This window comes from Streptomyces sp. NPDC004051 (assembly GCF_053604275.1).
This window is the reverse complement of sequence record NZ_JBSGHG010000001.1, coordinates 609,969-621,084: the sequence shown is the minus strand read 5'-3', so window position 1 is coordinate 621,084 and position 11,116 is coordinate 609,969. Positions and strand designations below refer to the sequence as shown.

General features: G+C 73.4%; 11 protein-coding genes. 5 read left to right on the top strand and 6 right to left on the bottom strand.

What is annotated here, in order from left to right; translation table 11 throughout:
* Window positions 1-412: 412 nt before the first annotated feature.
* A complete protein-coding gene (locus ACWEQO_RS02910) occupies window positions 413-1,159 on the bottom strand; it encodes a TetR family transcriptional regulator (RefSeq protein ID WP_361448182.1) in 747 nt (248 codons plus the stop codon).
* A gap of 208 nt (window positions 1,160-1,367) precedes the next feature.
* On the opposite strand from ACWEQO_RS02910, the gene ACWEQO_RS02905 reads away from it, so the two are divergent.
* From ACWEQO_RS02905 to ACWEQO_RS02895, 3 genes are read left to right on the top strand one after another with little or no spacing between them, the layout of a single operon-like run.
* Entirely contained in the window at window positions 1,368-2,846 is a 1,479-nt protein-coding gene (locus ACWEQO_RS02905; RefSeq protein ID WP_452978207.1) for a glycosyltransferase family 4 protein, read from the top strand.
* Entirely contained in the window at window positions 2,840-3,628 is a 789-nt protein-coding gene (locus ACWEQO_RS02900) for a class I SAM-dependent methyltransferase (RefSeq protein WP_361448188.1), read from the top strand. The genes ACWEQO_RS02905 and ACWEQO_RS02900 overlap by 7 nt, the downstream gene beginning before the upstream one ends.
* A complete protein-coding gene (locus ACWEQO_RS02895) occupies window positions 3,625-4,701 on the top strand; it encodes a prenyltransferase (RefSeq protein ID WP_452978203.1) in 1,077 nt (358 codons plus the stop codon). The genes ACWEQO_RS02900 and ACWEQO_RS02895 overlap by 4 nt, the downstream gene beginning before the upstream one ends.
* Window positions 4,702-4,810: 109 nt before the next feature.
* Here ACWEQO_RS02895 and ACWEQO_RS02890 read toward each other — a convergent pair whose 3' ends face one another.
* From ACWEQO_RS02890 to ACWEQO_RS02875, 4 genes are all read right to left on the bottom strand, one after another.
* Window positions 4,811-5,134 (bottom strand): hypothetical protein, encoded by a 324-nt coding sequence (locus ACWEQO_RS02890; protein WP_452978200.1) that lies wholly within the window; start codon window positions 5,132-5,134, stop codon window positions 4,811-4,813.
* Between the two features lie 132 nt (window positions 5,135-5,266).
* Window positions 5,267-6,067, bottom strand: a complete 801-nt coding sequence (locus ACWEQO_RS02885; protein ID WP_452978197.1) for a hypothetical protein — start codon at window positions 6,065-6,067, stop codon at window positions 5,267-5,269.
* A gap of 142 nt (window positions 6,068-6,209) precedes the next feature.
* Window positions 6,210-7,217, bottom strand: a complete 1,008-nt coding sequence (locus ACWEQO_RS02880) for an N-acetylmuramoyl-L-alanine amidase (protein ID WP_452978194.1) — start codon at window positions 7,215-7,217, stop codon at window positions 6,210-6,212.
* Window positions 7,218-7,284: 67 nt separating this feature from the next.
* Window positions 7,285-7,935, bottom strand: coding sequence for a class I SAM-dependent methyltransferase (locus tag ACWEQO_RS02875; RefSeq protein ID WP_452978481.1), 651 nt, complete (start codon window positions 7,933-7,935; stop codon window positions 7,285-7,287).
* Between the two features lie 207 nt (window positions 7,936-8,142).
* On the opposite strand from ACWEQO_RS02875, the gene ACWEQO_RS02870 reads away from it, so the two are divergent.
* Together ACWEQO_RS02870 and ACWEQO_RS02865 are read left to right on the top strand one after the other, a co-directional pair.
* Entirely contained in the window at window positions 8,143-9,579 is a 1,437-nt protein-coding gene (locus ACWEQO_RS02870; RefSeq protein WP_452978191.1) for an MFS transporter, read from the top strand.
* A 244-nt stretch (window positions 9,580-9,823) separates the two neighbouring features.
* Window positions 9,824-10,567 (top strand): class I SAM-dependent methyltransferase, encoded by a 744-nt coding sequence (locus tag ACWEQO_RS02865; protein ID WP_452978188.1) that lies wholly within the window; start codon window positions 9,824-9,826, stop codon window positions 10,565-10,567.
* On the opposite strand, the gene ACWEQO_RS02860 is transcribed toward ACWEQO_RS02865, so the two are convergent.
* A complete protein-coding gene (locus tag ACWEQO_RS02860; protein WP_452978478.1) occupies window positions 10,511-11,101 on the bottom strand; it encodes a response regulator in 591 nt (196 codons plus the stop codon). The genes ACWEQO_RS02865 and ACWEQO_RS02860 overlap by 57 nt on opposite strands.
* Window positions 11,102-11,116 lie beyond the last annotated feature (15 nt).

Below are 11,116 nucleotides of genomic sequence, written 5' to 3'. Positions count from 1 at the left end.
GAAGCCGGTCGACGCCCCGGCCGCCGGTGAGCCGTTGCCGTTCGGCCGCATCGTCATCACGTTGCCGCTGCCGTCCCAGGCGGGAAGCCGTTCCAGGCGGCCGAGATCTTCTGCGGGGGCGTCACCGTGACGGTCGCCGACCAGTTGCCGACCGCCGAACTGCCCGCGGTGACGGTCCCCTTGCCGTTGAATCGGTCACCCCACAACTCCGCCCTGCTGTAGAAGGCGGCGCGGGCCGCGCCGGGCGTGCCCGGGCCGCCGGGGCCGCCGGGGCCGCCGGGATCAGGGGAGCCGCCGAGTGCGCTCAGCGCCGCGTGGCAGGCGGGCTGCTCGGTGTGGTTGCCGTCGAACAGCAGGGGCGTGCCGCCCGGCCGTCACGAGCGCTGGTCCGGGATGCCCCACACCGTCGCTCTCACGGCGCTTCGCTCCCCGGAGCCGCCCAGTCGATCAGGCGGCACGCCGTCTCGATGTCGATCCTGACCTGGGCGATCGAGGCACGCCCGGACAGCCAGGTGATCAGGGCCGAGTGCCAGGTGTGCTCGATGACGCGGACCACCGAGAGCTGGTCCGGCGTGGGGTCCCCGAGGCCCATGGCGTCCAGGATGATCATCGTGGTCCGGCGGGAGACCTGGTCGACCTCCGGGCTCACGCTGCGGTCCGCGAAGGTCAGCGCGCGCACCATCGCGTCGGCCAGCTGCGGCTCGCGCTGGAGCGCGCGGAAGGCCAGCATCAGGGTCCCGGTGACCCGTTCCGCGGCCGTGTCGCCCGCCGGGGGCTTCTTCCGCAGGGTGCGGTGCATGCGCTCCAGCTGGTCCTGCATCGTGGCCACCAGCAGGTGGACCTTGGACGGGAAGTAGCGGTACAGCGTGCCCAGCGCCACCTGCGAGGACTCCGCCACCTCCCGCATCTGCACCGCGTCGAAGCCGCCCCGGCCGGCCAGTCGGGCGCTCGCGTCCAGGATGCGGCGCCTGCGCGCCTCCTGCCGCTCGGTCAGGGGCGACGTGGGGGAGGCCCCGGTGGGGCCGGTGTCCACGAGCGCCACCCTGCCCGCCCCGTCGGCGCCGCCGGCCTTGTCGGTCCTGTCGGCCTTGTTCGGCTCGGGCGGCATCGCCGTCCTGGCCGTCTTGGCCGCCTTCTCGGTGTGGGCTTCCGCGGGCATGGGCCCCGTTCCGTGACCGTCGGTGAGGGTGGGTGATCGGACAGCATGGCACGCGTCCCGTCGTGGCGTGAATCACCTGATCCACTGCTTCCGGCGTCCTTACCTGCCGGTAGATTCGGAGCTGCGGAACGATCAACTCTGAAACTTGTTCCAGGTTAACGTCCCGACGTAGAGTCGCGGGACCGTGCAGGGAGATAGGGGGCCCAGGGTGACCGCTGAGGCCAGTCAGGCCGGGCCCTCACGGGGTCCCTCCGCCGCCGACGGCTTGCGACCGCTCCGCATCGCACTCCTCACCTACAAGGGGAACCCGTTCTGCGGCGGGCAGGGCGTCTACGTACGCCACCTCTCCCGCGAACTCGCCCGCCTCGGACACCAGGTCGAGGTCATCGGCGCCCAGCCCTACCCCGTCCTCGACGAGGGCCACGACGGGCTGAGCCTCACCGAGCTGCCCAGCCTCGACCTCTACCGCCAGCCCGACCCCTTCCGCACCCCGGGCCGCGACGAGTACCGCGACTGGATCGACGCGCTCGAGGTCGGCACGATGTGGACCGGCGGCTTCCCCGAACCGCTGACCTTCTCCCTGCGGGCCCGCCGCCACCTGCGGGCCCGGCGCGGCGACTTCGACGTTGTGCACGACAACCAGACGCTCGGCTACGGCCTGCTCGGCGACCTCGGCGCGCCCCTGGTGACCACGATCCACCACCCCATCACCGTCGACCGGCAGCTGGAGCTGGACGCCGCCGGGAGCAGGCGGCGCCGCGCCTCGGTGCGCCGCTGGTACGCCTTCACCAGGATGCAGAAGCGGGTGGCCCGCCGGCTGCCCTCCGTGCTCACCGTCTCCGGCACCTCCCGCGAGGAGATCGTCGACCACCTGGGCGTACGGCAGGACCGGATCCACGTCGTCCACATCGGCGCCGACACCGACCTGTTCTCGCCGGACGCCTCGGTGCCCGTCGTGCCGGGCCGGATCGTGACCACGTCCAGCGCGGACGTGCCGCTCAAGGGCCTGGTCTTCCTCGTCGAGGCGCTGGCGAAGGTCCGCGTCGAGCAGCCCGAGGCCCACCTCGTCGTGGTCGGCAAGCGCCCCGCCAAGGGGCCCGTCGCCGACGCCGTGGAGCGCTACGGGCTCGAGGGCGCCGTCGAGTTCGTCAAGGGCATCTCGGACGCGGAACTGGTCGACCTCGTGCGCTCCGCCCAGGTCGCCTGCGTGCCGTCGCTGTACGAGGGCTTCTCGCTCCCGGCCGCCGAGGCCATGGCCACGGGCACCCCGCTGCTCGCCACGACCGGCGGCGCGATCCCGGAGGTGGCCGGCCGCGACGGCGAGACCTGTCTGGCCGTCCCGCCCGGCGACGCGGGCGCGCTGGCCGCCGGACTGAACCGGCTGCTCGGCGACCCCGAGCTGCGCGCGCGGCTCGGCGCGGCCGGCCGGGAACGGGTGCTGCGGCACTTCACCTGGGCCCGCGCGGCCGAGGGCACGGTGGCCCGCTACCGCGAGGCGATGGCCCGCGCGGGGACCGCCGGGACCACGGAGGCCGCAGAAGCCGCCGGGACCGCAGCGACCACGGCGACCGCAGCGACCACGGCGACCGCAGGGGCCGATCCCGTCGGCGCCGGTCCTGCGGAAGCCGCGGCACTCGTCGCAGAAGAACCCGTCACCTCCCACCGCGAAAGCAGGGCCACGTGCTGACCGTCGACTTCTCCCGGTTCCCGCTCGCCCCGGGCGACCGTGTCCTGGACCTCGGTTGCGGAGCCGGTCGGCACGCCTTCGAGTGCTACCGGCGCGGCGCGCGGGTCGTGGCACTGGACCAGAACGGCGAGGAGATCCGCGAGGTCGCCAAGTGGTTCGCGGCGATGAAGGAGGCCGGGGAGGCGCCCGCCGGGGCCACCGCCACCGCGATGGAGGGCGACGCCCTCGCACTGCCCTTCCCCGACGCGTCCTTCGACGTCGTGATCATCTCCGAGGTGATGGAGCACATCCCCGACGACAAGGGCGTCCTCGCCGAGATGGTCCGCGTGCTCAAGCCCGGCGGCCGCATCGCGGTCACCGTCCCGCGCTACGGGCCCGAGAAGGTGTGCTGGACCCTGTCCGACGCCTACCACGAGGTCGAGGGCGGCCACATCCGCATCTACAAGGCCGACGAGCTGCTGGCCAGGATGCGCGAGGCCGGCCTGCGCCCCTACGGCACCCACCACGCGCACGCGCTGCACTCGCCGTACTGGTGGCTGAAGTGCGCCTTCGGCGTGGACAACGACAAGGCGCTGCCGGTGCGGGCGTACCACAAGCTGCTGGTCTGGGACATCATGAAGAAGCCGCTGGCCACCCGCATCGCGGAGCGGACCCTGAACCCGGTGATGGGCAAGAGCTTCGTGGCGTACGCGACCAAACCGCATCTGCCGCGCACCGAGGCCGGGGCGGGAGCCGATGCCGACACGGGGGCGGGCACCGAGGCCGGGGCGGCCGCCAAGTGACCACCCCCCGGACAGAACACCTCGTCCTGCCCGGGGTCCTCACCGCCGGGCAGGCCGCCGCGACCGTCGCGGGCATCCTCGCCGTGCAGCGTGAGGACGGGGCGATCCCGTGGTTCCGCGGACACCACCTCGACCCGTGGGACCACGTCGAGGCCGCCATGGCGCTGGACGCCGCGGGCGCCCACGAGGCCGCCGAGCGGGCCTACCTGTGGCTGGCCAGGCACCAGTTGGCGGACGGCTCCTGGTACGCGGCGTACGCCGACGGCGACCCGCTCGACGTCACCGACCGGGGCCGGGAGACCAACTTCGTCGCCTACATCGCCGTCGGCGTCTGGCACCACTACCTCTCCACCGGCGACGACACCTTCCTGGACCGCCTGTGGCCCACCGTGTACGCGGCGGTGGAGTACGTCCTGCAACTGCAGCAGCCCGGCGGGCAGATCGGCTGGCGGCGCGACGACGACGGCACGCCCACCACCGACGCGCTGCTCACCGGCTGCTCCTCCGTCCACCACGCGTTGCGCTGCGCGCTGGCCATCGCCGAGCAGCGGGAAGAGCCGCAGCCGGACTGGGAGTTGGCGGCGGGCGCACTCCGGCACGCGATCCGGCACCACCCGGAGCGGTTCCTCGACAAGGACCGCTACTCGATGGACTGGTACTACCCCGTACTGGGTGGCGCCCTCACCGACACGGAGGCCAAGGCCCGGATCGCGGAGGGCTGGGACCGTTTCGTCGTCCCCGGACTCGGGGTGCGCTGCGTGATCCCCAACCCGTGGGTGACCGGCGGCGAATCGGCCGAACTCGCCCTGGCCCTGTGGGCGATGGGCGAGTCCGACTGGGCGCTGGAGATCCTCCAGTCCATCCAGCACCTGCGCGATCCGGAGAGCGGCCTGTACTGGACGGGGTACGTCTACGACGACGAGGCGATCTGGCCGGTCGAGCTGACCACCTGGACGGCCGGCTCACTGCTGCTGGCCGTCGCCGCGCTCGGCGGCCACGAGGCCACCTGCGCGGTCTTCGGCGGCGACCGCCTCCCCCGGGGCCTCGCCCCGGACTGCTGCGCCCTGGACTGAGCGGCTCGGACGCCGGGAAGGGACGGGGGGACGCCCCCGGACCCCCCTGGTCACGCGACCAGCCGCTCGGGCGGTCGGGGCGTGGGCCGGAGGGGCGTGGGGGCGTGGATCAGCGTCGGTGGAGGCGGTCGGCGATGGCGTGGCCGATGAACAGGTAGACGACCGCGGCCAGTCCGTATCCGGCGACCACCCGCGCCCACTCCGCGTCGAACGTGCTGTGTTCTCCGGGGGACACCCCCGGACCCCCCTGGTCACGTGACCAGCCGGCCAGCCAGGAGGCCGCGTCATGGACGAACCGCACCAGGTCGTTGGCCCGGTCGGCGTCCAACAGGTACATCAGGATCCACAAACCGAGAACGACGGCCATGATGTCCGCGATCACCGCGACGACCGTCCCCGCGGAGGTGGAACCCGTGCGATGTCGAGGGGACATGATGTCCGTCTGGCCCCGGAATCCCGATGCGAACCCGGACGACGGCCGACACCGCGAATTCCGCGGGGATCCAGTCGCACGACAACGGCCCCCCGCCCGGCAGGGCGAGGGGCCGTACGGCAGGGAGCGGGGTCAGCCGCGCTGGATGCCGGAGGTGTCCTGGAGCACCCCGCGGCGGCCGTCCTGCGTCTGGGCGACGAGAGCCGCTCCGCGCTGCTCGACGGCCAGGTACCAGGTGCCGGGGGCCAGTTCGGCGATCGGCGTCTGCGAGCCGTCCTCCGGGAACAGCGGCCGGGGCACCGGCACCGCGAACCAGAACGGCGAGAAGTCGGCGGCGGGCGGCGCGGCCGGCTGACCGCCGAACGGCTGACCGGGCTGGCCCGGCTGCGGCTGACCGCCGAAACCGGACTGCTGCGCACCCGGGTAGCCGTAACCGGCGGGCGGCTGGGCGCCGTAGGGCTGCGGGGCGGCGGGACGGGGCGCCGGCACGAGGGGGCCCTTGAGGGCGGGGACCAGGGGGGTGGCGACGGCGGCGGCGGCCAGGAGGAGGGCGGCGATCAGGCCGAGGATCAGGCCCGCGCCGGTGTCGGGCTCCTTGCCACCGAAACTGGAGAAGACCTCGTCGAACGCCCCCGACGGGTCGATGATCGTCCAGAAGGACGTCCACGCGGCGAAGATCGTCAGAGCCACACCGAACTGACCCAGGTCGAGACCGGCGACCTTGGGCGGCTGGGGCAGCATGCGGGCCATGACGACGAGAGCCGCACCGGCGATGCCGGCGATGTACAGGCTCATCACCATGCCCAGGTTGTCCCAGGCGTTGGGGATGTTGTCCTCGTCGCCGCCGAACGTGTCGAGGAACGACGCGATGAACAGCAATACCGCTGCTCCGATCACCACGCCGTCGCCTCGAGTGAGGGAGCGGATATTCACTTCAGGTCCTTCTGGGTCGTCTCGTCGTCGGTAGAGGCGTCGCTGTCACCACCCCGCCCTTCGGGGCCCGGTGTGAAGCGCGGGGGTGACCCCTCGTCGTGGAACGACACTATCGTCCGCACGATCGGGCTGTCCGCCTGGATCAGCGCGCCGGTCCCTGCCCGCGCAGGAAACCCACGATTCCCTCGGAGATCCCCTGCGCCGCTTTCTGCCGCCAGGCACCGCTGGTCAGAAGTGCCGCGTCCTTGCTATCGCGCATGTTGCCGCACTCGACGAACACCTTGGGAACCGTTGACAGATTGAGACCGCCCAAGTCCTTACGCGTGACGAGACCGGTGCCGTCGCCCACGTAGTTGGAGGGCGCGTTGCCGGTGACGCGTACGAAGTTGCCCGCGATGCGCTCCCCGAGTTCACGGGAGGGCTCGACGATGGCCCGGGTGTCGGCGGCGCCGGAGTTCACGGAGCCGGGCAGGATCACGTGGAACCCGCGGTTCCCGGCGCCCGAACCGTCCGCGTGGATCGACACCACGGCATCGGCCTTCGCCTTGTTGCCGATCTCGGCCCGCTCGTCGATGCACGGCCCGAACGGGCGGTCGGCGTCCTGGGTCAGCTTCACCGTGGCGCCCTGCTCCTCCAGGAGATCGCGCATCCGGTGGGCGACGTCCAGGGTGAACTTCGCCTCGGCGTAACCGTCGTCGGTGGAGGTGCCGGTGGTGTCGCACTCCTTGGAGTTCGTCCCGATGTCCACCTGGCGGTTGATCTCGGCGGTGTGCCGGAAGTTGCCCGGATTGTGCCCGGGGTCGATGACGACGACCTTCCCCTTGAGCGGCCCGGACCCGGCGGGCGCGGAGGAGGACGCGGGACCGGAGGGGGCCCCGGAGGTGGCGGAGCCGCCCGGCTTTCCGCCGTCCGGGTCACCGGACCCGTCCGACGGGGAGGCGCCGGCGGAGGACGGCGCACGCGACGAGGCGGATGTCGAGGACCCCGCGGCCCCCGGGGCGGCGCTCCCGCCGCCCGACCCGCCCACGGTCGTGTAGACGGCCCATCCGAGCAGCGCCCCCGGCACGAGCGCGGCCAGCGCCACGGTCAGGAGCCTCCTCCGGGAGCGGCGGGCGGGGGGCGGTTCGAAGCCGGGTCCGGTGTACGACACCCGGCCACCCTAGCGGCCGCCGCGCACCGCCATCGTCCCCGTGGGACGGCCTCCGGACCTCCGCGCCTCAGATGCCGTGCCCGGTACGGCGCAGGACGCGCAGCGAGCCCGTGGCCGAGACCTCCGTGAAGGCGCCGGAGGCCAGGGCGCGGAGGTGGACGCGGTGGGGGGCCTGGCCGGTGAACTCGTCGACCGGGTCGGGGAAGACGTCGTGGATGACGAGCAGACCGCCCTCGGCGACGTGCGGGGCCCAGCCCTCGTAGTCGGCCGTGGCGTGCTCGTCGGTGTGGCCGCCGTCGACGAAGACCAGGGCGAGGGGGGAGCTCCACAGGGCCGCGATCACCGGGGAGCGGCCGACCAGGGCGACCACGTGGTCCTCCAGGCCCGCCCGGTGCAGCGTGCGGCGGAAGGCGGGGAGGGTGTCCATCACCCCCAGCTCGGGGTCGACCGTCTCCGGGTCGTGGTACTCCCAGCCCGGTTGCTGCTCCTCGCTGCCCCGGTGGTGGTCCACGGTGAGCGCGGTGACGCCGGCCGCGCGGGCCGCGTCGGCCAGCAGGATCGTCGACCGGCCGCAGTAGGTGCCGACCTCCAGCAGGGGCAGGCCGAGCCGTCCCGCCTCGGCCGCCGCCGCGTACAGGGCCAGGCCCTCGTCCGCGGGCATGAAGCCCTTCGCCGCCTCGAACGCGGCCAGGATCTCGGGCTCGGGTGCCGGGGGCATCGGCGTCGGCATCGGTTCCGGCGTCCTCTCGCTCGCACGCGTCCGGTCGTACGCGTCTGGGGGTGCCCATGGTGCCGTACCCGTCGGGAGCGTCGGACGGGGGGCTCGTGGCGCCTGCTGCGGGCGGCTCCGGGGCGTCCTAGGCCGGAAGGACCAGGACCCGTCCCGGCGAATTCCCGATGCAAGGGGTGCCCGCCGGTTGAGACCATGACGTCCATGCTCAAAGTCCCGGACACCACCGTCACCCGTACTCCCCGCCGCAACGCGCCTCCTCCGTGGCTGGCGGTGGCGCTCGCGTGTGCCGGGCAGTTCCTCGTCGTGCTCGACATCTCCGTGGTCAACGTCGCGCTGCCGTCGATGCGGACCGGTCTCGGGCTCAGCGGGCAGGGACTGCAGTGGGTGGTGAACGCGTACGCCATCGCCTTCGCCGGTTTCATGCTGCTCGGCGGACGCGCCGGTGACCTCTACGGACGCAAGCGGATGTTCCTCGTCGGCCTCGGCCTGTTCACGCTGGCCTCACTGGCCGGCGGACTGGCCCAGGAGGGCTGGCAGCTGCTGCTGGCGCGGGCGGCGCAGGGGCTCGGGGCGGCCGTCCTGGCGCCCTCCACCCTGACCATCGTCACCTCGGCGGTCTCCGAGGGCGCCGCCCGCGCCCGCGCCATCGCGACCTGGACCGCCGTCGGGGCGGGCGGCGGCGCGGCCGGCGGCTTCGTCGGCGGGGTGCTCACGGACGCCCTGTCCTGGCGGTGGGTGCTGCTGATCAACGTGCCGATCGGGGTGGTGGTGCTGGCCGGAGCCGCCTGGTGGCTGGCGGAGGGCCGGGCCGGGGACGGACGGCGGCTCGACCTGCCCGGCGCGCTGCTCGTGACGGCCGGCCTCGCCACCCTCGCCTACGGCATCTCCCAGACCGAGGCCGAGGGCTGGACGGCGACGCCCACCCTGGTGCCGCTGCTCGCCGGGCTCGCCCTCATCGCGCTGTTCCTCCTCGTCGAGGCGCGGGCCAAGGCCCCGCTGATGCCGCTGGGACTGTTCCGGGTGCGGTCGGTGTCGTCGGCGAACGCGGCGATGTTCCTGAGCGGCGCCGCGATGTTCTCCATGTGGTTCTTCATGATCCTCTACGCGCAGAACGTCCTCGGCTACACCCCGCTGGAGGCCGGGCTCGCCCTGGTGCCGAGCTCGCTCGCCGTGGTCGTCGGCTCCAAGGTCGCGCCCCGGCTGATGCGGGTGACCGGGGCGCGCACCGTGGCCGTGCTCGGCACCTTCGTCGCGATGACCGGCTTCGCCTGGCAGTCGACCATGACGGCCGACGGGACGTATCTGACGGCGATCATGTTCCCCGGCATCCTGATGATGCTGGGCGGGGGCCTCGCGGGCACCCCGCTCGCCGCCCTCGCGACCTCCGGCGCGGCCCCCGAGGAGGCCGGCCTGGTCTCCGGACTGATCAACACCTCCCGCACGATGGGCGGTTCGCTCGGTCTGGCCGTCCTGTCGACGATCGCGGCGGCCCGCACGGGAGGCAGCACCACTCCGGAGGCCCTCACCGAGGGGTACGCCCTGTCGTTCCGTACGGGGGCGGTGGTGCTGGCCGCCGGGATGGTGCTGATGTGGCTCTGGCTGCCCCGGAGAACCACGGCGGCGCACTGAGGGAGCAGTGGGGGGAGACCGGGCGGAGAAAGCGGGCGCCGGGCCGGTCGGAGAGGCGCCGTGACGGCCCGCGGAGGGGGCCGGCACGGATGTTCCTCCCCACCCCCGAACGGCCCCTCGGCGCCGGTCGCGCCAGCCCCTCCCAGGGGCCGCCGGAGCCTTCACGAAATCCCCAACAAGCCCTGCTGACCTGGGACTTCACGCCTCCGGCGGATACGGTCGACGCATACGGAAGGGGGCCCGGATGGACCGGAGCACACGCACCGTGGACGACGTACTCGACCTGCTGGACGGCCTGTTCGCACCGGAGGCCGACCGGTGGACGGAGCAGGGCGCCGACTGGTGGAGCGGCTTCTACGCCGACCGCTCCCGGCCGGTGCCGTTCTTCGCGGCGAAGCCGGACGAGAACCTGGTGTCGTACGTCGAACGGGGCCTGCTCACCGGGGGCAGGGCGCTGGAGGTGGGCTGCGGCCCCGGCCGCAACGCGCTGTATCTGGCCGCCCGCGGCTTCGAGGTCGACGCGGTCGACCTCTCCCCGGCCGCCGTCGACTGGGCGCGGGAACGGGCCCGCGAGACGGATGCGCACGGCGTACGGTTCCACTGCGGCGACGCCTTCACCCTCACCCGGGACGGCGGCGAACTCGCCGGACCGTACGACCTGGTGTACGACTCCGGCTGCTTCCACCACCTGCCCCCGCACCGCCGGATCAGCTACCTCGCGCTGCTCGACCGGGTCCTCGCCCCGGGCGGCCGGTTCGCGCTCGCCTGCTTCGCGGCGGGCGCCATGGGCTCGGAGCTGTCCGACGCGGAGTTCTACCGGGGGCAGGGCGGCCTCCGGGGCGGGCTCGCCTACACGGACGAGTCGCTGCGCCGGATCTTCTCGGACCTGACCGGGATCGAACTGCGCCGCATGCGGAAGGAGCCGGAGGACTCACCGCTCTTCGGGGAGGACTTCCTCTGGACGGCACTGTTCCAGCGGAACGCATGACGGCGGGACCGGGGCGGAGCCGTGGGCCGTGAGCGGTGGCGGCGGAACGCTGGTGGTGGCGGCGGCGGCGGTGGTGTCGGTGGCGGTGGTGTCGGCCGCCGCCACCGCGGCGAGTGCGGGGTCGATCACCGTCTCCCCGGCCAGCACCCGGCGGATCGCGGAGGCCAGCTCCCGCACCGACCCGTCCTTGACGAGGAAGCCGGCGGCCCCCGCCGCCATGGCCCGCCGCAACCGGTCGGGCCCGCCGGCCGTGGCGAGGATCAGCACCCGGCAGTCGGGCACCTGGTCGCGCAGCGCGGCGGCGGTCTCCAGACCGCCCGGACCGTTCGGACCGGCCGGCCCGAGGTCGAGGAGGGCGACGTCGGGGCGGTGGGTGAGCGCCGCCTCCACGACCGAGCCCCCCGCCGCCACCTGGGCCACGACCTCGATGCCCTGCTCCATCCGGAGCAGTAAGGCGAGCGCCCCGTGCTTCGCACCGGGATCCTCCGCGAGCAGGACCCGGACGGAGGTGGCGGGCCGGTGGTCCCGGGGCATCTCGTTCACGGACGA

What these genes read in the sequence shown, in the direction of transcription:
- ACWEQO_RS02910 (WP_361448182.1), bottom strand. Translation starts at nt 1,159, where the DNA reads ATGCCCGCGGAAGCCCACACCGAGAAGGCGGCCAAGACGGCCAGGACG.
- ACWEQO_RS02890 (WP_452978200.1), bottom strand. Translation starts at nt 5,134, where the DNA reads ATGTCCCCTCGACATCGCACGGGTTCCACCTCCGCGGGGACGGTCGTC.
- ACWEQO_RS02875 (WP_452978481.1), bottom strand. Translation starts at nt 7,935, where the DNA reads ATGCCCCCGGCACCCGAGCCCGAGATCCTGGCCGCGTTCGAGGCGGCG.
- ACWEQO_RS02870 (WP_452978191.1), top strand. Translation starts at nt 8,143, where the DNA reads ATGACGTCCATGCTCAAAGTCCCGGACACCACCGTCACCCGTACTCCC.
- ACWEQO_RS02865 (WP_452978188.1), top strand. Translation starts at nt 9,824, where the DNA reads ATGGACCGGAGCACACGCACCGTGGACGACGTACTCGACCTGCTGGAC.
- ACWEQO_RS02860 (WP_452978478.1), bottom strand. Translation starts at nt 11,101, where the DNA reads ATGCCCCGGGACCACCGGCCCGCCACCTCCGTCCGGGTCCTGCTCGCG.